At 75.4% G+C, this 24,582-nt stretch carries 17 protein-coding genes and 2 pseudogenes; 9 read left to right on the forward strand and 10 right to left on the reverse strand.

The window, feature by feature from the left end; genetic code table 11:
- Positions 1–225 precede the first annotated feature (225 nt).
- The 4 genes from QMQ26_RS28350 to QMQ26_RS28365 all read right to left on the reverse strand — a co-directional run bounded on the left by QMQ26_RS28350 (position 226) and on the right by QMQ26_RS28365 (position 3,633).
- Positions 226–981, reverse strand: coding sequence for a hypothetical protein (locus QMQ26_RS28350; protein ID WP_282203188.1), 756 nt, complete (start codon positions 979–981; stop codon positions 226–228).
- Positions 982–1,542: 561 nt separating this feature from the next.
- Entirely contained in the window at positions 1,543–1,722 is a 180-nt protein-coding gene (locus QMQ26_RS28355) for a hypothetical protein (protein ID WP_282203189.1), read from the reverse strand.
- Between the two features lie 592 nt (positions 1,723–2,314).
- Positions 2,315–2,818 (reverse strand): NUDIX hydrolase, encoded by a 504-nt coding sequence (locus tag QMQ26_RS28360; protein ID WP_282203190.1) that lies wholly within the window; start codon positions 2,816–2,818, stop codon positions 2,315–2,317.
- A 116-nt stretch (positions 2,819–2,934) separates the two neighbouring features.
- The gene (locus tag QMQ26_RS28365; RefSeq protein WP_282203191.1) at positions 2,935–3,633 is read right to left on the reverse strand and encodes a hypothetical protein; all 699 of its coding nucleotides are present in this window, start codon (positions 3,631–3,633) and stop codon (positions 2,935–2,937) included.
- A 364-nt stretch (positions 3,634–3,997) separates the two neighbouring features.
- On the opposite strand from QMQ26_RS28365, the pseudogene QMQ26_RS38415 reads away from it, so the two are divergent.
- From QMQ26_RS38415 to QMQ26_RS28390, 5 genes and pseudogenes are all read left to right on the forward strand, one after another.
- Positions 3,998–4,123, forward strand: a pseudogene (locus tag QMQ26_RS38415) (hypothetical protein); the annotation flags it as partial.
- A 219-nt stretch (positions 4,124–4,342) separates the two neighbouring features.
- Positions 4,343–5,722 carry an NAD(P)/FAD-dependent oxidoreductase gene (locus tag QMQ26_RS28375; RefSeq protein ID WP_282203192.1) on the forward strand — a complete coding sequence of 460 codons (1,380 nt, stop codon included), beginning with the start codon at positions 4,343–4,345 and terminating at the stop codon, positions 5,720–5,722.
- Positions 5,723–7,016: 1,294 nt separating this feature from the next.
- The gene (locus QMQ26_RS28380) at positions 7,017–8,951 is read left to right on the forward strand and encodes an HSP90 family protein (RefSeq protein ID WP_282206634.1); all 1,935 of its coding nucleotides are present in this window, start codon (positions 7,017–7,019) and stop codon (positions 8,949–8,951) included.
- Positions 8,951–10,201: a hypothetical protein gene (locus QMQ26_RS28385; RefSeq protein WP_282203193.1), complete on the forward strand. Its 1,251-nt coding sequence runs from the start codon at positions 8,951–8,953 to the stop codon at positions 10,199–10,201. Before QMQ26_RS28380 ends, QMQ26_RS28385 begins: the two co-directional genes overlap by 1 nt.
- Positions 10,198–11,940, forward strand: coding sequence for a tetratricopeptide repeat protein (locus QMQ26_RS28390; RefSeq protein WP_282203194.1), 1,743 nt, complete (start codon positions 10,198–10,200; stop codon positions 11,938–11,940). Before QMQ26_RS28385 ends, QMQ26_RS28390 begins: the two co-directional genes overlap by 4 nt.
- A 107-nt stretch (positions 11,941–12,047) precedes the next feature.
- Here the strand turns inward: QMQ26_RS28390 and QMQ26_RS28395 are convergent, their stop codons facing one another.
- Both QMQ26_RS28395 and QMQ26_RS28400 read right to left on the reverse strand, forming a co-directional pair.
- Positions 12,048–13,616: an adenosine deaminase family protein gene (locus QMQ26_RS28395; RefSeq protein ID WP_282203195.1), complete on the reverse strand. Its 1,569-nt coding sequence runs from the start codon at positions 13,614–13,616 to the stop codon at positions 12,048–12,050.
- A 107-nt stretch (positions 13,617–13,723) separates the two neighbouring features.
- Entirely contained in the window at positions 13,724–14,167 is a 444-nt protein-coding gene (locus QMQ26_RS28400; protein WP_100839757.1) for a DUF5997 family protein, read from the reverse strand.
- Between the two features lie 188 nt (positions 14,168–14,355).
- On the opposite strand from QMQ26_RS28400, the gene QMQ26_RS28405 reads away from it, so the two are divergent.
- On the forward strand, positions 14,356–15,150 hold the full coding sequence (locus tag QMQ26_RS28405; protein WP_100839756.1) for a LysR family substrate-binding domain-containing protein: 795 nt from the start codon (positions 14,356–14,358) through the stop codon (positions 15,148–15,150).
- Between the two features lie 76 nt (positions 15,151–15,226).
- Here QMQ26_RS28405 and QMQ26_RS28410 read toward each other — a convergent pair whose 3' ends face one another.
- The gene (locus QMQ26_RS28410) at positions 15,227–16,528 is read right to left on the reverse strand and encodes a VanZ family protein (RefSeq protein WP_282203196.1); all 1,302 of its coding nucleotides are present in this window, start codon (positions 16,526–16,528) and stop codon (positions 15,227–15,229) included.
- A gap of 30 nt (positions 16,529–16,558) precedes the next feature.
- Positions 16,559–16,978, reverse strand: a complete 420-nt coding sequence (locus tag QMQ26_RS28415) for a hypothetical protein (RefSeq protein WP_159073302.1) — start codon at positions 16,976–16,978, stop codon at positions 16,559–16,561.
- Positions 16,979–17,764: 786 nt separating this feature from the next.
- Here QMQ26_RS28415 and pgm point away from each other — a divergent pair.
- Positions 17,765–19,408: a phosphoglucomutase (alpha-D-glucose-1,6-bisphosphate-dependent) gene (gene pgm / locus QMQ26_RS28420; protein ID WP_100839753.1), complete on the forward strand. Its 1,644-nt coding sequence runs from the start codon at positions 17,765–17,767 to the stop codon at positions 19,406–19,408.
- Between the two features lie 208 nt (positions 19,409–19,616).
- Positions 19,617–20,698, forward strand: a pseudogene (galT, locus tag QMQ26_RS28425) (galactose-1-phosphate uridylyltransferase).
- Positions 20,699–20,812: 114 nt separating this feature from the next.
- On the opposite strand, the gene galK reads toward galT, so the two are convergent.
- Positions 20,813–21,970 carry a galactokinase gene (gene galK, locus QMQ26_RS28430; protein WP_282203197.1) on the reverse strand — a complete coding sequence of 386 codons (1,158 nt, stop codon included), beginning with the start codon at positions 21,968–21,970 and terminating at the stop codon, positions 20,813–20,815.
- 205 nt (positions 21,971–22,175) lie between these two features.
- Between galK and QMQ26_RS28435 the strand changes: the two genes are divergently transcribed.
- Complete coding sequence (locus QMQ26_RS28435) at positions 22,176–22,958, forward strand: DeoR/GlpR family DNA-binding transcription regulator (RefSeq protein ID WP_100839750.1); 783 nt, start codon at positions 22,176–22,178, stop codon at positions 22,956–22,958.
- 291 nt (positions 22,959–23,249) lie between these two features.
- Here QMQ26_RS28435 and QMQ26_RS28440 read toward each other — a convergent pair whose 3' ends face one another.
- Positions 23,250–24,413 carry a hypothetical protein gene (locus QMQ26_RS28440; RefSeq protein WP_282203198.1) on the reverse strand — a complete coding sequence of 388 codons (1,164 nt, stop codon included), beginning with the start codon at positions 24,411–24,413 and terminating at the stop codon, positions 23,250–23,252.
- Positions 24,414–24,582: the final 169 nt, after the last annotated feature.

The raw sequence follows: 24,582 nt of genomic DNA on the forward strand, positions 1-24,582 counted from the left end.
CGACCGAACAAGCACGCTTGGTGCCCGAACGTACTTTTCCCGCCGGGAGTCGGAGCGCCGAATTCCCCGAACGGGGAGCGGCACCCCGAAACCACCCCGGCAACCGTCCGCCCGCCGCCCGGACACCCCCGACCCCGGTGACGCGCCGTGACGGTCACGGCCGCGACCCCCACCGGGCGCCGACGCCCGGTGGAGGGCCGGGGCAACGGTTCCCCCGCCGCACGGTCAGTGGGGGCGGTGCCCGGTGAGCTGCTGCCAGCGGTCGTACGCGGCGTCGCGGCCCTGCCGCGCCGCCGGGATGCGGAGGTCGCCGCCCTGCCGGGCGGTGACCTCCTCCAGGTGCCGCCGGGCCGCCTCCTGCTCGGTGGTGTCGTTCGTGGCCCGGCGCAGCTCGGCCCGCGCCTCCCGGAGCCGGGCGGGCCGGTCCCGCCGGAACGACTTGGCCTCGGCGATCGCGTTGTGGACGTCCACGACGAACTGGCGGACGTGCTCCTCCGGGGTCTGCGCCGCCGGGTAGGTCACCAGGTGCTGGCGCCCGTCCGGACCGATCACGTAGAGGTGGCCGGCCCGGGGGGTGTGCTCCGACCGGACGGCCGTCTCGTGCAGCGGCAGGTCCCCGCTGTACTCGTCCGTCGAGACCACCAGGACGTGCTCGTACAGGCGCAGGTCGCCGAGTTCGGCGCGGTAGCCCCCGCGGCCGGGGTCGCGCAGGTACGCCACCTGCTCCTCGGCGTCGCGCACCCGCCGCTGGTGGGCCGCGACGGCGGCCTTGACCGCGCCCTGCGCGCCGGACAACTCCTGTCGCGCGGACCGCTCCAGGCCCGACAGCTCACCGCGGGCCCGGTCGAGGTCACTGCGCGCGGCGCCGTACTCGGCGCCGAAGGCGAACCGCCAACCGCCCGGGTAGCGGCGCAGCTGCCGGAGCACGAGCGCGCCCACGGCGACCAGCACGAGCAGGAGCGTCCAGCCCCAAGCCTGCATGACGATGCCCTCCCCCTGAGGCGGTCGGCGCCCGGACCGTACGGCGGCCCGGCGCTGCCCACCCCGACGATTACCGGCAGCGGAAGCCGCCCGTCAAATCCATTGCGGGCCCGCCGCGGCCCCGGAGCACCCGGCGGGCAGTCCGGCAGCCCGCAGTAGCATCTCCCGGATGACGATCACCGCGCTGCTGGTCGACGCCGCCGTCCTCGGTTCGACCGGAGCCGCCCTGCTGCTCGGCCCCCGGGCCCTGCGCGCACCGACCGCCGACGGTACCCCCGCCCGCCCCGGGCGGGGCAGGCGGGGCGGGCGGCCGGAGGTGCTGCTGGCGGCGGTGACCGGGCTGATCTACCTGAACCAACTGCTCTGCTCCGCCTACCTGCTGCGGGTGCACGGCGGGGACGCCGGGTACGTCGCCCGCTACCTGCCGCCCGGGTGGTTCGCCGAGCCGACGGGGCACCCGGTGGTCCGGGCGCTGGCCGCGCACCTGCCGGCGCCCGGGCTGTTCGCGCCGACGGTGCTGCGGGTGCAGGCGTTCCTGGAGCTGCCGTTCGTGCTGTCCGCCTACGCCACGGTGCTGCACCGCCTCAGCCCCGCGCTGCTGCGGGCCGTCCTGGGCTCGCCCGCCCTGGTGTGGGCGACCGCCGCCTCGTACACGCTGGTGTTCGGGGTGGTCGAAGGGGCGCTGCGCAACCCGTGGACCGTCCAGGACGTGGTGATCCGGGTGCTGTCCGCGCTGCTCACCGCCCCGCTGCTGCTCCGTGCCGCCCGCCGCGCACCCGGCCCCGAACGGCGCTCGGACACCCTCGGCCTGCTGCGCTTCGCCGCCGAACTGTGGGCCGTCGGCACCCTGGTGATGGTGGTCTACGACACCGCGCTGCTCTACAACCTCCGCCACCTGCCCGACCGTTGGCCCGAGACCGCGCTCGCCCTGGCGCTCCTCGCCGCCACCGCCCGCGACCGCCGCCCCGGGCCCGCCACCACCGGCCCCGGCACCGCCGCCCTCGACCTGCTGCTGCAGCGGACGCTCGTCCTGTTCCTGCTCCCCGCCCTGGCGATCCGCTACGGCCTCGGCTTCGCGCACCCCCCGCTCTCCGCCGCCGCGGCCCTGACCGTCGCTCTCGCCGCCCTCGCCACCCCCGCCTCCGCCCGGCCGCCCGCCCGCTCGCCCTCACCTGCGCCGCCGGCCTCGCCGCCGCCCACCTCGCCCTGCACCTGCGGCACGACACCCACCCCGAGAACGCCCTGCTGCGCGCCATGGTCGCCCTCCCCGCCACCGCCGCCCTGCTGTTGGCCCTCACCGACCTCCGCCGCAACGGCCCCACGTCCCCTCCTCCTACGGCTCCTCCTCGTCGTCGTTGACGTCGCCGAGGTGCAGCGGGGACGGCCCGGGGCCGTCCCGGAGCAGGTCGGTGAGCAGCGGGGCCAGGTCGCGGGGGCGGATGGTGAGGTCGGTGGCGGCCAACTCCTCGATGCTCCACCAGTGGTGGCCGTACGCGGCTTCGACGGGGTCGACCCGGACGGCGGCGGTCTCGGCGGGGGTGAGCCGCACCAGGCGGTACTCCTCCCACTGGTGGGAGAACCGGCCGTCGAAGGTGAAGGAGGAGCGGCGCGTCCAGACCACCGGGCCGAGCCGTTCGGCGGGCAGGTCGAGCCCGGTCTCCTCGCGCAGCTCCCGGACGGCGGCGGCCAGGGCGTCCTCGCCCTCGTCCACGCCGCCGCCGACGGTGAACCACCACCGCCCGCCCGCCGGGCGCGGGTCGCGGGCGCAGAGCAGCAGCAGGCGGTCCTGGTGGTCGAGCAGCAGGATGCGCGAGGTGTCCCGGGTGTTCGACGTCATGCCCCCGACCCTACCGCCGCCGGTACCGTTCCCGGCCCGAAAGCCCTTGCCAGGAATCCGAGTTGCGGGTTCCGGATTCCGGATTCCGGCCCCCTGGTCCGCCCCTCCGGCGCGGATCAGTCGTTGACCTCCCAGGTCTCGTGCATCGAGGTGACGGCGCCGCTGCCGTCGGTGGTGTAGAGGAAGAGGCCGCCGCACTGGAGCCCGGCCGGCCGGTTGTCCGGCTCGGGGGTGTCGAAGCACGGCTTGTGGCTCTTCGCGTAGTCGGCGAAGGAGACCTTCTGCACCTCGTAGCGCGGGTACCCCTTGGAGTTGGAGGAGCCCGCCGTGGGCCTGACGAACATGACGACCGTGGCACCGGTGGCGAGCTTGAAGGTACCGCTCGGGTTGCTGCCGGTGTCCAACCGGAGCCCGTACGGGCCGCATTCGGTCTTCACCTTGACGCCCTTGAGCTGCCCGGCACTCGCCGACTCGACCAGCAGCACCTGGTGGGACTTGTAGTACGCGGCGCAGCCGTTGACGTCCATGCTGGCCTTCTCGAACGCCCCCTCCTCGGCGGAGCTCACCCCCTGCCCGTCGGCGGACGCGGCAGCCGACGTGGCCCCGGACGCGCCGGCCGAGGCGGCCCCGGACGCGGCGGGGGAGGAGCCGCCGACCGGGTCGGCGGACGCGGTGGCCGACGGGCTACCGGACGCGGCGGGCGGGGCGGCGGCAGTGGTCGAGCCGGTGCCGGAGGAGTCGTCCGGGCCGCAGCCGGCGGTGGCCAGCGCGACGGTCAGCAGGGCTGCGGAGGCGACGAGTCGACGGGTACGCATGCTGGTGGATTCCCCCATGGAACAGCTGTGGCAGCAGTGACGGTCCGAGAACATACCAACCCGCCGCCCGCCCACCGCACGCCGGTCGGCGGGCGACGCCCGCCGCGTCGGCCGAGCCGATCCCGGCGATTACTTCACTTGTCGTCAGGAAATCTCCCGCGCAACGGGACCGTCCGCACCGACGCTGCCCGGGCGTCTCGCGCAGATCGGCGCGCCGGTCGCCGGTGGGCTGCCAGCCGCTCAGGCCGAGGCTGATGAGTCCGTCGGCGACGGCGAGCAGCAGGTCGTCGGTGCTGCGGAAGTAGCGGTAGGCCGCGCCGGGGTCGGCGCCGAGCGCGAGGCCCGGGCGACGGACCGTGAACGCCTGGCCACCGCGCTCGCCGCCTGCACCGTCGGCACCGCGCACCGCAACCGCCTCCACGGCGTCGGCGTGCTGCGCCCCGGGGGCCTCGCCGACCCGGTCGTCCTGGACCGCGCCCCGTTCGCCGGGCCCGTCGCGGAGACCGCCGAGACCCGGGTGCCGCGCACCCGCGTCGGCGGGCGGGCCGTGCGCACCGCCGAGTGGGCCCGGACACCCTGTCAGGCCGGGCGGGGACGGCCTGCCAGGGTGTCCGTTGCCCGGCCCGGGACCGCCCGGCTAGCGTCCCAGCACGCACTCCACCCCCGTCTCGCCCCCCGTTCCCTTCCCCCCGGACCCAGGACAGGCACCATGACCACCGTCAACGGCGGCGTCTCCTTCTGGTACGCGGCCACCGGTCTGCCCGAGCGCGGCGCCCCGCTGGACGGCGACACCACCGCCGACGTCTGCGTGGTCGGCGGCGGCTACACCGGGCTGTGGACCGCCTACTACCTCAAGCAGGCCGCCCCCGACCTCGAAGTCGTCCTGCTGGAAGCCGAGTTCTGCGGCTACGGGGCCTCCGGCCGCAACGGCGGCTGGCTGTACAACGGCATCGCCGGTCGCGGCCGGTACGCCCGGCTGCACGGCGAGGACGCCGCCCGTCGGCTCCAACTCGCCATGAACGACACGGTCTCCGAGACCCTGCGGGCCGCCGATGCGGAGGGCATCGACTGCGACGCGTACCGCGGCGGCGTCCTGGAGGTCGCCACCACCCCCGCCCAACTCGATCGCCTGAAGGCCAGGTTCGCCCACGAGCAGGCGTTCGGCGCGGACCGGGTGCAGCTGCTGGACGCCGACCGCACCGCCGAACGCCTGCGTGTTCCGGGCGCGTTGGGCGCGACCTGGACGCCCCACGGAGCCCGGGTGCACCCCGCCAAGCTCGTCCTCGGCCTGGCCGCCGCGGTCCGCCGGCTCGGTGTCCGGGTGTACGAGTCCACCCCCGCCACCGCGCTCGCCCCCGGCCGCGCCACCACCCCGCACGGCACCGTCCGGGCCCGCGCGATCCTCCGCTGCACGGAGGGCTTCACCGCCAACACCTCGGGCAACAAGCGCAGTTGGCTCCCGATGAACTCCTCGATGATCGTCACCGAACCGCTGCCCGCCGACGTCTGGGAGGCGATCGGCTGGCAGCACCGCGAGGTGCTCGGCGACGAGGCGCACGCCTACATGTACGCCCAGCGCACCGCCGACGACCGGATCGCCCTCGGCGGCCGGGGCCGCCCCTACCGCTACGGCTCCCGGATCGACCAGGACGGCGCCACCCCCGCCGGCACCGTCGCCCAACTCCGCGAGATCCTGGCCCGGATGTTCCCCGCCGCCGCCGACGCCCGGATCGACCACGCCTGGTCCGGCGTGCTCGGCGTCCCGCGCGACTGGTGCGCCACCGTGGACCTCGACCCCGCCACCGGACTCGGCGCCGCCGGCGGCTACGTCGGCAGCGGCGTCGCCACCGCCAACCTGGCCGGCCGCACCCTGCGCGACCTGACCCTGCGCCACCTCGGCCGCGGCGGCCCCACCGCACTCACCGCCCTGCCCTGGGTCGGCCACCGCGTCCGCCGCTGGGAACCCGAACCCCTGCGCTGGCTCGGCGTCCACGCCCTGTACGCCGTCTACCGCCACGCCGACCGCCGCGAACGCGCCACCACCTCCCCGCTGGCCACCCTCGCCGACCGGATCTCCGGCCGCGGTTAGACCCTCCCCTCCGGACCGCGCCGGGCGAACCCGCCGGAGCCCGGCCCGGCGTCCGGCTCGGCGCCCCCCGGAAAACCCTTCGCACAGCTGTCCTACGGACGTGATAGGAATCTCCGTCCGGGGACCGCCGCACACGCGGCCCCGCGGGAACGCATCGCACATCGGAGGGGACCCGGGAATGGGACTGTTCGCACGGCTGCTCGGCCGCCGGGACACCGGCGACGACCGGTCGGCCGGCACGGGGGCCCCGGGGCTCCCCGCCATCGACCCGGCGTTCGGCGACGCCGAGCTGACCGGGCTGCGCGCCGCCGTCGGGGCCGGCTCCTGGGAGGGCGCCCGGAGCATCCTCGACACCGCCGCCGACCAGGACGACCTGACCCTGATGGTCGAGGCCGTGGCCGACGTCACCGGCGCCGAGGTGCCGCTCGCCGAGGCCCTGGACGCCGCCCCCGACGACCCGCTGCTGCGGCTCGCCCAGGGCGCCCGGCACGTCAGCTGGGCCTGGGAGGCCCGCACCGGCGCCCGCGCCCAGCACGTCGGCGAGGAGCAGTGGAAGCTCTTCCACGAGCGCCTGGAGATCGCCGAGGAGCACCTCTTCCGGGCCGCCGAACTCGACCCCGACCTGCTCGGCCCCTGGTACTTCCTGCAGATCAGCGGTCGCGGCGCCTCCCTGGAGCGGAACGCCGCCCGCCACCGCTTCGAGGCCGCGCTGCGCCGCAGCCCCGGCCACGTCGCCTCGCACCGCCAGCGCCTCCAGCAGCTGTGCGAGAAGTGGCAGGGCTCGCACGAGCGGATGCACGCCTTCGCCCGCGAGGCGATGCTCGCCGCCCCGAGGGCAGCCCGCTCGGCCAGCTGGTCGCCCGCGCCCACATCGAGCACTGGCTGTCGCTGCCGGTCGAGGAGGACGCCGCGTACATCGGCCAGGAGCACGTCCGCGAGCAGCTGCACGAGGCCGCCGACCGCTCCGTCCGGCACCCCGCCTACGTCCGCGGCCGGGACTGGCCGGTCGCGCACAACGAGTTCGCGATGGCGTTCGCGCTCTCCGGGCAGCCCGCCGCCGCCCACCTGCTGCTCGGCGAACTCGGCGACCGGGTCACCGAACTGCCCTGGGCGTACTGGGGCGACCCGGTGGAGGTGTACCGGCGTACCCGCCGGCAGTGCGCCGGGTACTGACCACCCGCCCCACCGCCGCGCCACCGCGGACCGCCCCGCCACCATGGACCGCCCCACCGCTGCGGACCGCGCCGCCCGCACCCCCCGACGTCCCGACCGAACCAGCCGAAGGACCAGCCCGGTGACCCCGAACGACCCCAGTGCGCACACCTTCCAGGTGGACCTGCGCGGCCTGGTCGACCTGCTCTCCCACCACCTGTACTCCAGCCCCCGCGTCTACCTGCGCGAACTGCTGCAGAACGCGGTCGACGCGATCACCGCCCGGCAGGCCCTCGACCCGGCCGCGCCCGCCGAGATCACCGTCACCACCGGCGACGGCTTCTCGGTCTCCGACACCGGCGTCGGCCTCACCGAGGCCGACGTGCACACCTTCCTCGCCACCATCGGCCGCAGCTCCAAGCGGACCGCCGACGGCGACCTGGACGCCGGTCAACTCGCCGATGCTCGAAGCGAGTTCATCGGACAGTTCGGCATCGGCCTGCTCGCCTGCTTCGTGGTCGCCGACGAGATCACCGTCACCACCCGTTCGGCCCGCACCCCCGACGCCCCGGTGGTCGAGTGGCGCGGACGCTCCGACGGCCGCTACACCATCACCACCCTGCCCGCCGACGCCCGCCCCCAGCCCGGCACCACCGTCACCCTCACCCCGCGCGCCGACGCCGAGGAGTGGACCGCACCCCGCCGGGTCCTCGAACTCGCCCGCCACTACGGCAGCCTGCTGCGCCACCGGGTCACCGTGGTCGACGGTGCCGGGCGCGCCACGCAGATCAACCAGACCCCCGCGCCCTGGGCCCGCCGCCACGACACCCCCGCCGCCCGGCGCGAGGCGCTCACCGCGCACTGCCGCGACACCTTCGACTTCACCCCGCTCGACACCATCGACCTCGACCTGCCGCTGGTCGGCCTCAGTGGCGTCGCCTACGTGCTGCCCGAGGCCGTCCCGCCCTCCCGCCGGGCCGGGCACCGGGTGCACCTCAAGGGCATGCTGCTCTCCGACCAGGCCGACGAACTGCTCCCCGAGTGGGCGTTCTTCGTGCGCTGCGTGGTCGACGCCGAACGCCTGCGCCCCACCGCCTCCCGCGAGGCGCTGTACGCCGACGAGACGCTGGCCGCCGTCCGCGACGCCCTCGGCCTGCGAATCCGCGACTGGCTGACCGACCTGTCCGCCAGCGACCCCGGCCTGCTGCACCGCTTCCTGTCCGTGCACCACCTGGCCGTCAAGTCGCTGGCCCGGCACGACGACCAGCTGCTGCGGATGCTGCTGCCCTGGCTGCCGTTCGAGACCACCGACGGCAACGTCACGCTGGACGAGTTCGCCCGCGCCCACCCGGTGGTGCTGGTCACCCGCACCGTCGAGGAGTTCCGCCAGGTCGCCCCGATCGCCGGCGCGGCCGGCCTCGGCGTCATCAACGGCGGCTACACCTACGACCGGGACCTGGTGCACCGGCTGCCCGAGATCCGCACCGGCACCACCGTCGCCGACCTCGACCCGGCCACCGTCACCGCCCACCTCGACAACGTCGACCCTGCCACCGAACTCGCCGCCGCCGCGTTCCTCGCCACCGCCCGCGAGGTGCTCGGCCGGTTCGACTGCGACGTCGCGCTGCGCACCTTCCACCCCAGCAGCGCCCCCGCCCTGCTGCTCGACGACCGGGAGGCCCGGCACGAGCGCACCCGCACCCAACTCGCCGACCAGGCCGACGGGCTGTGGGCCGACATCCTCGGCTCGCTGGGCAGCTCCGCGCCCCGCGCCCAGCTCGTCCTCAACCACCTCAACCCGCTGGTGCGCCGAGCCGCCGCGATCCGGCACCGCGAACTCGCCACCACCACCGTCGAAGCGCTCTACGGCCAGGCCCTGCTGCTCACCCGGCGCCCGCTCAAGGCGAGCGAGTCCGCCCTGCTGAACCGCTCCTTCCTGGCCCTGCTCGACCACGCCATGCTCGGCCACGCCCCCACCGAGCCCGCCCCCACCGGGCCCGCCCCCGACGGGCCCGCCGCCCCCGGCGGTCCCGCCACCGGCCACCCCGGCCCGACCACGCCGCACCAGGAGCCGTGATGCTCGACACCACCGACGCCGTCCGCGCCGCCCTGCGCGCCAACGACGAGCTGCCGCACGGCCGGCCGCGCACCGTCACCGCCGAGGAACTCGTCGACGCCGCCGAGCAGTTCGACGACCCGCAGCTGCTCGCCTTCGCCCTGCTGGAACTCACCGAGGCGTACGAGTACGACGCCGAGCAGCGCAAACTGCCCGTGGTGTTCGCCCGGATCGCCCAGCTCCGCAAGGAGCACCCCGACAGCTTCGGCGACTGGGAGAACCACGCCACCGACTGGCGCTACAAGTGGGTCGCCGCCGCCCTGCTGAGCGTCCCCGACGTCCCGCTGGAGGCGGTCCGCCGCTGGCACGGCGAACTGCGCGCCCACTACCTCGCCCGGGGCCACGACCTCCAGCCCTACTACGCCCGGCAGTACCGGCTGGCCGCCCACACCGGCCAGGGCGTCCAGGACGCCTTCGAACTCTGGGCCGGCCGCTGGCGCTCCCGCTACAGCGACTGCCACGCCTGCGAACTGCGCGAGCAGGCAGGGCACTTCGTCGCCCTCGGCGAGGACGAGCGGGCCCTGGAGATCTGGCAGCCGGTGTTCTCCGGCGAGCGCTCCTGCTCCGAGGAGCCGCACGTCAGCCGGGCCCTCGCCCTGCTGCCGCTGCTGCGCACCGGCCGCCTCGACCAGGCCCGCTCCGCGCACCTGACCGGCTACCGCTGGGCCCGCGGCCGCTCCGCCGCCGCCGAACCGATCGGCCTGCACCTGGAGTTCTGCGCACTCACCCGCAACGAGCCGCGCGGCCTGGAGATCCTGGCCGAGAACCGCGACCTGTTCGACCGGCACGGCGACCCGCTCTCCCGGCTGCACTTCCTCACCGGCGCCCAACTCCTGCTGTCCCGGCTGGTCGAGGACGGCCACGGCGACGTCCCGGTGGCCGGCCCGCCCGGCGCGCACCGCACCGCCGCCGCCCTGCACGCCGAACTGCGCACCGAGGGCGACGCGCTGGCCGCCCGCTACGACGCCCGCAACGGCACCGACGCGGTCGGCGCGGCCCGCCGCGCCCGGCTGGCCCGCACCCCGCTGTTCGCCGAGCCGATGCCGCTCGGCCTGCGCGCCACCGGCCCCGCGCCCGCCGCCCCGCGACCCGCCCCGGCCGCCGCCGACCGGGCCACCGCCGCCGACCGGGCCGACACCGCCCCGGCCGCCGACGCCACCCGGACGGGCCCGCCGACCTGGCCGAACTCGTCGCCAAAGCACGCGAGTTGAGCGTCACCAACCATCCCGACGCGATCCTGCACTGGAACCGGATCGGTACCCTGATCGAGGCCCCCGACCACCGGCACCCCGAGGACGCCGAGCGCTCCGGCCTCGGCTCGCTCGCCCAGCTCCGGGCCGAACTCGCCCTGGAACGCGCCTTCGAGGAGCGCACCTCCGACGAGGAGGCCGCCGCCCTGTACGCCGGCGCCGCCGAACTGTTCGAGCAGGCCGGGCTGACCGCCCGCGCCCTCGGCTGCCGGGCCCGGCTGGCCGGCCCCACCGACGACCGCCCGGGCGACCTCGCGGTGATCCGCGAACTGCGCGGAAAGATCGCCGAGTTGGCCGAGGACGACGCCCCGTTCGGCGGGCGCGAACTGGTCGCCGTGCTGCAACTCCAGGCCAACACCGAACTGCGGGCGGTCTTCGAGGCCGCCGCCCAGGCGGGCGGCCCGGACGGACCCGGACCGGACCCGGCCGCCCTCGCCGAGGCCGAGGCCACCCTCGACCTGCTGTACGCCGAGGCGGCCCGGCACGGCTTCCCGCACCGCCAGGCCAACGCCCGCCTGCTCGGCGCCCGGGCCCGCTTCCTGGCCGGCCGCCACCAGGAGGGGGGCGACGCCTTCGCCGAGGCCGACCGGCTGATCACCGAGGCCGAGCAGCTGGTCGAACGGGCCGGCGCCCCCTGGCGGCTCACCCAGGTGCACGGCCAGCGCGGCGAACTCGCCCTGTACACCGGCGACCTGGTGACCGCCGAACGCTTCCTGCGCAAGGCCGCCGACAGCGCCGCCCGGTACGGCGACCGCTCCTCCAGCGTCGCCCGGGTGCACGACGGTCTCGGCCGCGCCTACCTCGGCCTGGACCGCCCCGCCGAGGCGGCCCGCGCGTTCACCGAGTCCGCCGCCCGCTACGACCGCAACGGCGACGCCGCCGAGGCCGTCTCCGCGCGCATCATGCTGGGCCAGGTCCTGTGCTGCTCCGGCCGCGCCGACGACGGCGTCGCCGTCCTCGAATCCGTGCTGCTGGAACCGGCGTTCACCGGGCTCGACGTCCGCGAACAGGCCCAGACCCGGCTCAACCTGGCCCGCGGCCTGCGCGAGATCGACGAACCCCGGGCCGCCGCCGAGGAGTACCTGCTGCTCGCCGACCAGGTCGCCGGGTTCGAGGACCGGCACATCCTCACCATGGTCGCCGCCGAGGCCGCCGCCGCTCTGGCCGCCGCCGAGCAGTGGCCCGCCGCCGACCTCGCCCGGCAGCGCGCCCTCGACAGCCACCGCACCGCCCCGCACCCCGACGCGGTCTTCGACATGCTGCTGCGCCAGGCCCGCCACACCGCCGAGCGGTACGGCCCCGACCGTCCCGAGGCCGCCGACCAGGCCCTGGCCCGGCTCGACGAGGCCGCCGAGGTGGCCCGCACCGCCGAACGCGAACAGCAGGACTTCGGCAGCGGCTGCCCCGACGGCACCCTGCACGACACCCGCGCCCGCACCCTGAGCACCCTGCGCCGCGACGAGGAGGCCCTCGCCGAGATGGAACGCGCCATCGCCGCGTTCGCCGCCCACGGCCCCGGCGCCCACCACGGCCGGGCCGAGTCGATCCGGGTCGCCGCCGTGCTGGAGGCCAACCGGCTCGACCGCCGCCCCGCCGCCCTGGCCCGCCTCGACGCCGCGATCGCCATGTTCCACGCCGCCGACGCGGCCGACGCCGCCGAACCGCTCACCGAACTCCGCGCCCACCTCACCCGCCGCTGAACCGACCGACGGCCCGCCACTGAACCCACCGGCGGCCCGCCGCTGAACCGACCGACGGCCCGCCGGGGACACCCCCGGCGGGCCGCCGAACCCGCTTCCCGCGCGGGCTACTTCCGCAGGTGCAGCACGGAAGCCTCGAAGGCCCGGAACGCCCCCTCCTGCTTCCACTCCAGCGCCGCCTTCGGGCTGGCCGCCAGCAGCGCCGCGCACTTCGGCGCCGGGTTCTCCGACCCGAGGGCGCGGCCCTGGCACTCCGGCACCGGCTTGAACCCGTCGCGGTCCCGCCACAGGCTGCGGCCGGCCACGAAGCCGTACTCCAGCGAGTTGCGCGCCAGGTCCTTCAGGTCCGGGTAGCCCAGGTGGTAGGTCCGCGCCGCGCGGACGTACTCGTGGGTGATGTCGATCCGCTCCACGCCCGGGTCGTCGGTGGCCAGCGCCGTCGGCACCCCGTACTTGCGGTACAGCGGGAACGGGTGCTCCCGGCCCTCCACCTGGAGGATCTGCGCGTTGGAGGTCAGCGGCACCTCGACCAGCACCTTGCGCTCGGCCAGGGTGCGCAGCAGGTCCGCCGCGTCGTCCTCGTGGGTGACGTCCACGCCGTGGCCGATCCGCTCGGCGTGGCCGGTCAGCACGGCCTGCCGGATGTGGAAGGTCAGGTCCTCCGGCTTCACCAGGCCGGGCACCAACTCGCCCGCGTGCAGGGTGATGTGGGCGTTCGGGTAGAGCGGGTGCAGGAAGTCCAGCATCTCCATCTGGAGCTGGTAGTTGTCCAGCGAGGGCTGGTAGTCCTCCGGCTGCACCAGGTTCACCGCGACGAACCGCTCGTCCTGGGAGGCGAGTTCCAGGCCGATCAGCAGCTGGGCGAACACCCGCGCCGGGGTGGACGCCCGGCTGGCCTGGGACTGGATACGGACCGTCACCGAACAGCCCGGCCGAGCCTGCGCGGTGCCGCAGTGCTCGGTGGCCTGGTACTCGGCCATCGCGGAGTCCAGGTCCGCGCGGGCCGAGTCCACCAGGGCCTGCATCCGACCGCCGGCCAGCAGCTTCTGCCGCAGCGCCGCGAAGTCCGGGTCGAAGCCGACCTCGGCGGCCAGCGCCGCGACCCCGCCGGAGGCCGGGGTCAGCATGGTCTCCAGGTAGCTCTGGTGCTGGGCCGCCAGGGTGTCGGTGACCTCGGCGATCATCGTGCCGGGGTGGCGCCAGCTGGCCTCGCCGAACTTGCCGAAGGTGGCGAAGAAGTGGTCGTGGCCGGACTCCTCGCCCGGGGTGAAGTCCTGCATCGACCAGGCCCGGATCACCTGGGTGCGGAACTCGCCCTCGGCCAGCGCGTCCCCGGCCGGGCGCAGGGTGCCCTGGCAGGGGCCGGTGGCCGCGGTGGAGGTCACCGAGTCGATGCACAGGCCGTCCTGCGCGGCCAGCCGGATCAGCAGCTCGGTGGAGACCGCGCCGGACAGATGGTTGTGCAGGTCCCCGCCCTTGGGCATCGCCCGCAGGAAGGCGTCCAGCCGGGCCGGGTCCTGCCGGATGCCGTCCAGCAGGCCGGCGACGGCCGCTTCGGTGGGACGGGAGCCGGCCCGGTCGGCGGCGTGGGCGGTGGGAGCGAGCGGCAGCAGCAGGGCCGCGCAGGCGACGAGAGCTGCGGTGCTGGTACGGCGTAGCGACGTCATGGCCGCCATGCTGACGGACCGTCAGCTCACGTACTGTGCACCGCCGTTCATGTCGTACCCGCATCATCCGAAAGGGTGCCGACGCGTGCGGACGCCGCTGGAACGATCAGATCGTGTTACTTCCGGCCGGACTTGGCGGCGGTGGCCCGGCCCGCGGTCCGGGCGGCCTTCACCGCCGCGGCCTTCGTCTCCGCCTCCTTCGCGCGCTGCGCCTCCTTGCGCACGTCGGCCTGGGTGGCGCGCTCGCGGCGCAGCCACTCCGGGTCCTCGTCGCGCAGCGCGTCGATCTGCTCGGTGGTCAGCGCCTCGGTGATCCCGGCGCGGCCGAGGCCGGTGACCGAGATGCCGAGCCGGGCGGCCACCACCTGGCGCGGGTGCGGACCGTTGCGCCGCAGGTCGACGAGCCACTGCGGGGGCTCGGCCTGCATCGCGTTGAGCTCGTCGCGGGTGACGACGCCCGCCTGGAACTCGGCGGGGGTCGCCGCCAGGTAGATCCCCAGCTTCTTGGCCGCGGTCGCGGGCTTCATGGTCTGGGAGGTCTTGGGCTTGGGCGTAGTCATGAGCCCAAGGGTATCGCCCCGGGGGTGCGGCGAACGCCCCCGCCCAGGTCACGGCCCCCGCCCCCGCCGTCCCCCGCCGCCCGGGCCCGCCGCCCGCTCTCGTGCCGTCCCCACCGCCGTCCCCGCCGCCGTCCCCGCCGGCCCGGACGGGACGGGCCCGGGCGCCGCGGCCCGCTAGCCTGGAACGCGTGACCGAGATCGAGCAGCCCCCCGCCCCCTTCCGCCTGGTGTACGTGCCGGGGGTGACGCCCACCAAGTGGCTGCGGGTGTGGGAGGAGCGGCTGCCGGACGTCCCGGTCGAACTGCTGCAGTCGGCGCCCGCCGACGGCCACGCCCTGCTGCTCTCCGGCGGGGCGGACGCCGGGCTGGTCCGGCTGCCGGTGGACCGGACGGTGCTGAGCGCGATCCCGCTGTACACCGAGACCACCGTGGTGGTGTTCCCCAAGGACCACTGGCTGGCCGCCGCCGAGGAGGTCACCGCCGCCGACCTCGCCGAGGAGATCGTCTTCCACCCGCAGGACGACGCCCTCGACTGGCCCGAGCTGCCCGGCCGCCCGGCCTTCGAGCGCCCTGCCACCACCGCCGACGCGATCGAACTGGTCGCCGCCAACGTCGGCGTGCTGGCCGTCCCGCAGTCGCTGGCCCGGCTGCACCACCGCCGCGACCTCACCTACCGCCCGCTGGTCGACGTCCCGCAGTCGCAGGTCGCACTGGCCTGGCCGGAGGACGCCACCACCGACCTGGTCGAGGAGTTCATCGGCATCGTCCGCGGCCGGACCGCCAACAGCTCGCGCGGCCGCACCGCCGCCGCCGAGGAGCAGCGCCGCCCGTCCGCGAAGAAGCCCGCCCGCCCGCAGCCCGCCCAGTCCCAGCACCGCACCGGCCAGGGCGCCAAGCCCAAGCCGGGCCAGCCCCGCCGCGCCGGCGGCACCCGCACCGCCCAGCCCAAGCGCGGCGGCAGCGGCGGTGGCCGCAACCGTTAGTGCCCCGCTCGGGCAGCGTTCGCGCTGCCCGAGCGGGGCGTGGCCGCCGGGGAGACCGGCGGCACGACCGGTCAGGTCAGTCGCCGCCGTCCGCCACGATCTGATCCCGGGGCACCAGACTTCCGTCCGTGGCGTCCACCGTGACGGAGCCGAGTACGGACCGGTCCGCCGACGGAGGGGACTTCAGCGACAACAGCCAGCGCACGTGCCACCGCCCTTCCGGGTCGGACTGGGCGAGCAGCGTCGCACCCGTGACCTCCAGCCCCGGGTAGGCCGAGGCCGCCCGGGCCCGGGCCCGGTCCTCCGCCACCGTGGCCTTCGGCAGGGGGCCGGGTTCGACGTGCCGCGCGCTGAAGGCCAGCACGTCCCCGTCGGCCGACACCACGGTGCTGAACCGCATCGGCATCAGTACTCCGTCGAGGGTGGCCCGCCACTCGACGTCCCTGGCACCGTCAGGGCCGGCCGGGACGGCGGTCGGAGTGCTGCCCGACAGCGCCCAGGGGAAGTGCGCGGTGGCGAACCGGCGACTCGCCGCGATCAGCTCCTCGTCCGTACGGGCCGGACCGGTCGGAGCCTCCACCGGCCCGAGCTGGCCTGAAACAGCCTCGCCGGACGGCCACGAGACGTTCAGCATGCCGGCGGACGACGCCACGTTGAGTACTCCGCGCCCGCCCGCCGGCCCCGGGACGTACTTCACCGCGGTCACTGCGGCACCGTCGCCGAAGAACTCCTTGAGCGTGCGGGCAGCGACCGCGCGCTGGTCGGCCGACACCACCGAGTAGTCGGCGCTGTCCACCACCACGACCAGCACCGAAGCGGCCGCCGCCACCCCGAGCACCACTCCGCCGCCGAGCAGTGCCAGCGCACCGAGCCGCAGGTTGGCGGGACGAACGGCGATGCGCTTCCCCCTGCCGGCAAGCACCCCGAGCGCACCGCCCACGGCCGCCCCCAGCAGGTTGGCCTCCCAGTCCGCCGAGTCGCAGGACCGTCCGATGCCGGGAGTCACCGCCTGGACCAGCTCGATGCACCCCGACAGCAGTACCAGCCCGGCGAACGCCAGCGGGGGACGCCTGGTCAGAAGCGTCCACAGCAGCCCCGCCGGGAGGAACAGCCCGATGTTCAAGAGCCCCTGAGCCGCCATCACCGGGCCGATGACGTCCCGCTGGACCGTGCACACCATGGGCGCGGCCGCATGCGGCCCCACCGGGAACAGCGTGGCGACCAGGAGCCCCAGCGTCGCTGTCGACGTCCCGACTGCAAGCAGTGCGGAAACGCCTTTCCGGCGCGCCAGGAGGAAGGACGGAATTCCAGCCGCCACCGACAGCAGTAACAGCGTCAGGGGAAGCGCGGGGTTGCTGTTCAGTACGGACCTGATCATATTTCCTGGCGATCGGTGAGCGAGCGGGAATCAGCAGATGGTGACCGGGGCGTTGTAGAAGGTGTTCTGTCCGGTGACCGCGATCCATCCGACGATGTCATGGCAGTCGGTGAACCCCATCTCCGTCCAGGTCGCCGAACTCGTGGTTCCCGACGACTGGGTGAACAGACCTTTTTCGAAACTCAGTCCGTTCCAGTTGACTCCGAACCGGGCCGTGATGGTGCCGCCGGAGTGCTTCACGTACGAGTCGGTCACCTTCCAGTACAGGCCGCCGTCGGGCATGAAGGGCCCACCGTTCTCGGGGCTCAGGCTGGTGTAGAGCTCCCCGTTCGTCAGCGCGGTGCGCGATACCCCGTAGTCCCAGTTCCCTCCCGCCATCGCGTTCGGTGCCGTGATGCCAACGATGAGGGCGGCTGCGAGAGCGGCGCCGACAGTGGTGCGAGTTCGCATGAAAACTCCAATGAATCATTCGTCGATGGAGTGCTGCTCGACCGGTGGAGTGCATGCTAGGTGGTTTCCCACCTCGCCTGTCAATCGGACCGCAAGGATGACCTGCCTTGTCTGTGCTGAGCTGCCGAGATGGACTTCGGGAGTTCGGAACACGCGCTTTGTCCGGAAGGTCGAGGTTTTCTGGATTGCATCCGTGTCGGCTGTCCGCAGTCCGCTGCGCATGCATTCGACGGGTGCCCGGACCGCTGCTGCTCTCGCGCACGTCAGCGGGCCGGACCCGGTCGGTGGCCTCCCGCCGGTCCGCTCGGCGGCGGCCGCGAGCGGGCCAGCCGTCCAGGGGTGTCGGACGGCCCGGGGCAGGACAGGTGGTTGTCGGTCCGGCCCGACACCCGTCGTGGGTGGGAAACCCGCCCACGGTGCCGGCGGCACCCGGCTGCGGGCCGTCGGGGCGGCCGCCACGCTGTGTGCGGGGGGCTCGGGCCAGGAACGCGCGGATCGCCGGGGCGACGGCCCGGGCGAGGTCCTCGGGCGTTCGGAGGTCGGCGTCGATCCGGACCGCGGCCGGTCGGCCGTGGGGGAGGGTGCGGGCGGCCTCCGCGTCGCCCGCCGCGTACGGTGTCGGTGGTGTGCACGGGGGGTAACGGCCTGGTCGGCGGGGTAGTCGCGTCACGCGTCCGCCGACGGGGTGCCGTCCGCGCGCTCCCCGGCGTTCCCGCAGATGGGGTGCCGCGGCCCGCATGATGGTCGCGGGCACTGTTGCCGTACCGAACGAGGAGAGTAGCCACGATGGTGCACGCACGGGCCGGGCAGCCGGCCCAGCCGCAGGACCTGATCGACGTCGCCCGCCTGGTGACGGACTATTACACGCTGCACCCGGACCCGGAGGACGTCGCCCAGCGGGTCGCCTTCGGCACCTCCGGGCACCGGGGCTCGGCGCTGCGGACCGCCTTCAACGAGGACCACATCGCGGCCACCGCGCAGGCGATCTGCGACTACCGGGCCGAACAGGGCACCACCGGGCCGCTGTTCCTGGGCATCGACACCCACGCGCTGTCCGAGCCCGCCCGGGCCACCACCCTGGAGGTGCTCGCCGCCAACGGCGTCACCGTGCTGCTGGACACCGCCGACGGCTACACGCCGACCCCGGCCGTCTCGCACGCGATCCTCACCCACAACCGCACCCGCCCCGCCGCGCTCGCCGACGGCATCGTGGTGACGCCCTCGCACAACCCGCCCGCCGACGGCGGCTTCAAGTACAACCCGCCGCACGGCGGCCCCGCCGACTCCACCGCCACCGGCTGGATCGAGCGCCGCGCCAACGCGCTGCTCGCCGCCGGCCTGGAGGGCGTCCGCCGGGTCCCCTACGCCCGGGCGCTGGCCGCCGACACCACCGGCCGCTACGACTTCCTCGGCACGTACGTCGACGACCTGCCCGCCGTCCTGAACCTGGACGCCGTCCGGGACGCCGGCCTGCGGATCGGCGCCGACCCGCTGGGCGGCGCGTCCGTCGCCTACTGGGGCCGGATCGCCGAGACCCACCGGCTCGACCTCACCGTGGTCAACCCGCTCGCCGACCCCACCTGGCGGTTCATGACCCTGGACTGGGACGGCAAGATCCGGATGGACTGCTCCTCCCCATACGCGATGGCCTCGCTGATCGACAAGCGCGACGCGTACGCGCTGGCCACCGGCAACGACGCGGACGCCGACCGGCACGGCATCGTCACCCCCGACGGCGGGCTGATGAACCCCAACCACTACCTGGCCGTCGCCATCGACTACCTGTACCGCCACCGCGAGGGCTGGCCCGCCGCGGCCGCCGTCGGCAAGACCCTGGTGTCCTCCTCGCTGATCGACCGGGTGGCCGCCGGGCTGGGCCGCGAGCTGCTCGAAGTCCCGGTCGGCTTCAAGTGGTTCGTCGACGGGCTGCTGAACGGGAGCGTGGCGTTCGGCGGCGAGGAGTCCGCCGGCGCGTCCTTCCTGCGCCGGGACGGCTCCCCGTGGACCACCGACAAGGACGGCATCCTGCTGGCCCTGCTCGCCTCCGAGATCACCGCCGTCACCGGCAGCACCCCCTCCGCGCTCCACCGCGAGCTGGTCGCCCGCCACGGCGACCCCGTCTACGCCCGGGTGGACGCCCCCGCCGACCGCGAGCAGAAGGCCGCCCTGGCCGCGCTGGACGCCTCCCGGGTCACCGCCGACACACTGGCCGGCGAGCCGATCACCGCCGTGCTCACCCACGCCCCCGGCAACGGCGCGGCGATCGGCGGGCTCAAGGTGACCACCGAGAACGCCTGGTTCGCGGCCCGGCCCTCCGGCACCGAGGACGTCTACAAGATCTACGCCGAGAGCTTCCGGGGCGAGCAGCACCTCGCCCAGGTCCAGTCCGAGGCCCGCGAACTGGTCGGCGACGTCCTCGCCAAGGTCTGACCGTCCCCCGCCGGGGCGTTCCCCGGGCCACCCGCAGCCCGCCGCCGTCCCGCCGCCGTCCCGCCGCCGTCCCCACCACGACACCCCTCCGGCCGCCGCGCCGGAGGGGTGTTGCATTGTGATGCTGTCTGTTCGAAGATGTTTGTTGTGTCGGCTCACCCTGCCCCGCCCTGCCCGAGCCGCGCTGCGAACCACGAGGAGTGCCGCCGTGCACAAGACGGTGACCGAGCTGGCCGACGGCCGCGAGCTGATCTACTACGACACCGAGCCCACCCCCCGCGACGCCGTCGACCGGCGCCCGCTGGAGCGGACCGCGAGCGCCTCCGAGGTCCGGGTCGACCCGTTCAGCGGCGACGCGGTCACCATCGCCGCGCACCGCCAGGGCCGCACCTACCACCCGCCGGCCGACGAGTGCCCGCTCTGCCCGTCCCGGGACGGCCGGCTCAGCGAGATCCCGGCCGCCGACTACCAGGTCGCGGTGTTCGAGAACCGCTTCCCGTCCCTCGCCGACTCCTCCGCCACCCACGTCACCCCCTGGTCGGACGGCCCGTACGCGCTCACCCCCGGCACCGGCCGCTGCGAGGTGGTCTGCTTCACCGCCGACCACGACGCCTCCTTCGCCGACCTCACCGAGGACCGCGCCCGCCTCGTCCTGGACGCCTGGACCGACCGCACCGCCGAGCTGTACGCCCGCCCCGGCGTCCGGCAGGTCTACTGCTTCGAGAACCGCGGCGCCGACATCGGCGTCACCCTCGGCCACCCGCACGGCCAGGTCTACGCCTTCCCGTTCACCACCCCGCGCACCGCCCTCGCCCTCGACCGCGCCGCCGCCCACCTCGCCGCCACCGGCCGCAACCTGTACGACGACGTGCTGGCCGCCGAACGCGCCACCGCCGGCAAGCCCGACTCCCGGGTCGTGCTGGCCGGCGAGCACTGGACGGCCTTCGTCCCGTTCGCCGCCCGCTGGCCCTACGAGGTGCACCTCTACCCGAACCGCCGGGCCGCCGACCTCACCGCCCTGGACGAGGCCGCCCGCGCCGAGTTCCCCCGGGTCTACCTCGACCTGCTGCGCCGCTTCGACCGCCTGTTCCCCGCCCCGGCCCCCTACATCGCCGCCTGGCACCAGGCCCCCGCCCCGCGTCCACCGAACTCGCCCTCCACCTGGAGCTGTTCACCCTCCGCCGCACCGCCGACAAGCTCAAGTACCTGGCCGGCACGGAGTCCGGCATGGGCGCGTTCATGAACGACATCAACCCCGAGACCGCCGCCCGCACCCTCCGCGAGCTCTGACCCGCCGCCCGCACACAACCCCCGCCCCCGCACGGAGAAGGGCCCGCCCGGGAACCTCCCGGACGGGCCCGCGGCCTTCCGCCCCCGCGGCCTTCCCCCGTCCTTCCCCGCCCGCTACCGCACCCGGTGGGCGCCCTGCGAGGGCACCGCCGGGAACGCGTGCGGGTCGGCGTACCCGGCCGCCGCGAACGCCTCGCGCACGGCCCGCTCGACCTCCGCCAGTCGGTCGGTGTCCACCAGGGCGAGCACCGAGCCGCCGAAGCCGCCGCCCATCATCCGGGCGCCCAGCGCGCCCGCCGCGTTCGCCGCGGCCACCGCCAGGTCGGTCTCCGGGCAGGAGACCCGGTAGTCGTCGCGCAGCGAGGCGTGCCCGGCGGTCAGGACCGGGCCCAGCGCCCGCGGGTCGCCCGCGTCCAGCAGCGCGATCGCGTCCAGCACCCGCTGGTCCTCCGTCACCACGTGCCGCACCAGCGGGCGCAGTTCGGCCGGCAGCCGCTCCTGCGCCGCCGCCAGCTCCGCCACCCCCAGGTCACGCAGCGCCCGCACCCCCAGCAGCCCGGCCGCCCGCTCGCAGCCCGCCCGCAGGCCCGCGTACGCGCCGTCGCCCAGGTCGTGCTTGACCCGGGTGTCGATCACCAGCAGGGAGAGGCCGACCGCGGGCAGGTCCAGCGGCACCTGGCGGCCGGCCAGCGTCCGGGTGTCCAGGAAGTAGGCGTGGCCCGCGACGCAGCAGCTGGACGCCATCTGGTCGAGCGCGCCGCACGGGACCCCGACGTACGCGTTCTCGGCGCGCTGGGCGAGCAGCGCCCGGCCGGGGGCGTCCAGGCCCAGGCCGTACAGCTCGTCCAGGGCGAGCGCGGTGGCGCACTCCAGCGCGGCGGACGAGGACAGGCCCGCCCCGGACGGCACGTCCGAGTCGAACGCCAAATCGGCCCCGCCCACCGGGTGTCCGGCCTCGGCGAGCGCCCAGAACACCCCGGCGGGGTACGCCGCCCAGCCGGACACCGACCCGGGGGCCAGCCCGTCCACCGCGAACTCCGCCACCGCGCCGTCGCCCTGCGCGCTGAACAGCCGCACCAGGCCGTCGGAGCGGCGGCGGGCCGCCACCCGGGTGGCGTGCGGGAGCGCGGCGGGCAGCACGAAGCCCTCGTTGTAGTCGGTGTGCTCGCCGATCAGGTTGATCCGGCCGGGGGCGGCCCACACGCCGTCGGGGGCGTCGCCGAAGGCGGAGGCGAAAACGGCGGCGGCATCGGTGGCGGCATCGGTGGTCATCGGGCACTCCAGCGGGCGTTCAGCGGCGTTCACGGGTGGTCGCGGGTGGTCGCGGGTGGTCACGGGCCGTTCACGAGCAGTCGGGCGGCATATCCAACACATTCAAACACATAACCCCACACCCGAACAGGGTCGGCGCGGCTCCGGCGAACTATGCTGATCCTCTCCCACCCCGTCCCACCCCCAGCATCCGTGGAGGACCACAGTGACCACCGACGGCGGACTGCTCGCCGACCAGCGCCGGGCCCTGATCCTCGACCTGGTCCGCCGGGACGGGGCCGTCAAGGTCGCCGAACTGGTCGACCAACTCGGCGTCTCCGACATGACCGTCCGCCGCGACCTGGACGCCCTCGCCCGCACCGGCGCCGTCCGCAAGGTCTACGGCGGCGCGGTCGCCCGCACCACCACCGCGGACGAGCCCGCCTTCGAGGCCAAGTCCAGCCTCGCCGCCGACACCAAGGCCGCCCTCGCCGAAGCCGCCGCCGCCCAGGTCCAGCCCGGCAGCGTGGTCGCCGTCTCGGCCGGCACCACCGCCTACGCCGTCGCCACCCGCCTGCTCGACGTCCCCGGCCTCACCGTGGTCACCAACTCCCTGCCCGTCGCCGAACTCGTCCGCACCCGCGGCGACGACGGCCCCGCCCTCCTGCTCACCGGCGGCGCCCCCACCCGCTCCGCGGCCCTGGTCGGCCCCCTCGCCGACCAGGCCATCCGCTCCCTCCACGTCGACCTCCTGATCATCGGCGCGCACGGCGTCAGCGAACGCGCCGGCCTCACCACCCCCAACCTCGCCGAGGCCCAGACCAACCGCGCCCTGATCGCCTCCGCCCACCGCACCGTCGCCGTCGCCGACCACACCAAGTGGGGCATCGTCGGCCTCAGCAGCTTCGCCGCCCTCACCGACCTCGACTGCTTCATCACCGACCAGGCCCTCCCCGCCGAAGCCCGCACCGCCCTCACCGAATCCTGCGGCACCCTCCTGCTGGTCTGACCCCCCGTGACCTGACCCTCCGTGACCTGACGCCCCGTGACCCGTCCACCCCGGGCTCGGGCGAGGTCGGCACCACCACCCCCTGCCCGGTCGGCCGGACGGCCGGACGGCCGTCGCGGGCACGAAGGTCTCGATGCCGCCCTGCCGGGGCGGGAAGTCGTCGGCGACGATCAGGGTGGTACCCGGGGAGGCGTCCTTCGGAGTCACCGGGAATCAGCGGACGCAGCAGGGCACGCCATCTCGCGGCCACACGTCGCACGGGGCCGGAACGGGACGACGGGGGAGCGGGCCTCAGCCGGGACGGTGCCGGGACGCGAGGCGGGTGAAGGCGGGCAGGAACAGCGGCAGCGCCAGGTAGCCGAAGCGTCCGGCCGGGGCGAGCAGGAAGGCCAGCGCCAGGCCGGCCGCCAGCCGGTCGGCCGCCGCGACCGCGCAGCGGGGCGGGCGGAGCAGCAGCGAGAGCGCCACCGCCGCCCCGCCGAGCAGCAGCAGCCCGACCGCCGCGCCGCACCCGGCCGGGCCGAGGCCCGCGAGCAGCCGGCCCGGCAGCGGACTGGCCGCCGGGGTGGGCCACGGGCCCCGGCCGAGCGGGAACGCGAAGACCTGACGCAGCACCGGCCCCGGCGCGCGCAGCAGCCACGGCAGCACCAGCGCCGCCGTCCCGCCCGCCGCGAGCCCGGCGCAGCGCAGCGCCGCCCGCCGCCCGGCGGTCGCCGCGAGCAGCGCCACCACCACCGCGACGGCGGGCCAGGCCGTCCACTTGAGCGCCCCCGCGGCGGCCAGCGCCAGCCCCGCGCCGGTCGGCCGACGGGCCGCACCGAGCGCCAGGGCCAGGCAGAGCAGCCCGGTCAGCGGCAGGTCGACCCCGCTGGCCGCCGCCGCCAGCGCCATCGGCGGCGACGCCACCAGCGCCACCGCGCCCCACACCGCCCCGGACGGCCCGGCGTCGACCGACGGCACCACCACCACCCGCGCCGGCGGCGGCGCCGCACCCGGCCCCGCCGCGACCGGCACCCGCCCCGACACCTGCGCCGGCAGCCGCCCGGCCCGCCGCACCCCGGCCCGCACCGGGGACAGGCTGCGCCACGCGCCCCACCCGGCGGCCAGGAAGGCGGCGGCGCACCAGACTCGGGGATCGGCCACCGGCCCGCCGCCCCGGCGGAGCAGCGCGTGCGGCAGACCGAACAGGGCCATCCCGGGCAGGTAGGGAGTGACCTCGGCGGGCCCCGCCGGGGCGTCCAGGTACGGCGAACCGTGCGCCAGCAGCAGTTCCCCGGCCCGGGCCAGCACGGCCACCTCGCTCTGCCCGGCCCCGCTGCCGACCAGCAGGGCCAGCGGCAGCAGCACGGCCCCGCCGAACGCCGTCAACACGGACAGCGCAGGAACACCCGTACGAGTACCCCCGCCGGGCAGCAGCGCCACCACGGCGGCCAGCAGGTACCCCACGGCGGCCACCGCCCCCCACACCCGGTGCGGCCCGAGCGGCGACAGCAACGGGAACAACCCCGCCCAACCGGCACAGCCCAACCAGCCCGCACACCACCACACACGTCGTTCCCGTACCCGGCGACCGGGCCGGAGGCGTTGGTCGATCACACCCCCATTCCAGTACGGCCGCCCCCCG

Origin of the sequence: Kitasatospora fiedleri (genome assembly GCF_948472415.1) — a bacterium.
GTDB classification, from domain to species: Bacteria; Actinomycetota; Actinomycetes; order Streptomycetales; family Streptomycetaceae; genus Kitasatospora; species Kitasatospora fiedleri.

Coding starts and splice junctions, on each gene's coding strand:
- QMQ26_RS28350 (WP_282203188.1), bottom strand. CDS start 981: ATGCAGGCTTGGGGCTGGACGCTCCTGCTCGTGCTGGTCGCCGTGGGC.
- QMQ26_RS28360 (WP_282203190.1), bottom strand. CDS start 2,818: ATGACGTCGAACACCCGGGACACCTCGCGCATCCTGCTGCTCGACCAC.
- QMQ26_RS28365 (WP_282203191.1), bottom strand. CDS start 3,633: ATGCGTACCCGTCGACTCGTCGCCTCCGCAGCCCTGCTGACCGTCGCG.
- QMQ26_RS28375 (WP_282203192.1), top strand. CDS start 4,343: ATGACCACCGTCAACGGCGGCGTCTCCTTCTGGTACGCGGCCACCGGT.
- QMQ26_RS28385 (WP_282203193.1), top strand. CDS start 8,951: ATGCTCGACACCACCGACGCCGTCCGCGCCGCCCTGCGCGCCAACGAC.
- QMQ26_RS28395 (WP_282203195.1), bottom strand. CDS start 13,616: ATGGCGGCCATGACGTCGCTACGCCGTACCAGCACCGCAGCTCTCGTC.
- QMQ26_RS28400 (WP_100839757.1), bottom strand. CDS start 14,167: ATGACTACGCCCAAGCCCAAGACCTCCCAGACCATGAAGCCCGCGACC.
- QMQ26_RS28410 (WP_282203196.1), bottom strand. CDS start 16,528: ATGATCAGGTCCGTACTGAACAGCAACCCCGCGCTTCCCCTGACGCTG.
- QMQ26_RS28415 (WP_159073302.1), bottom strand. CDS start 16,978: ATGCGAACTCGCACCACTGTCGGCGCCGCTCTCGCAGCCGCCCTCATC.
- pgm (WP_100839753.1), top strand. CDS start 17,765: ATGGTGCACGCACGGGCCGGGCAGCCGGCCCAGCCGCAGGACCTGATC.
- galK (WP_282203197.1), bottom strand. CDS start 21,970: ATGACCACCGATGCCGCCACCGATGCCGCCGCCGTTTTCGCCTCCGCC.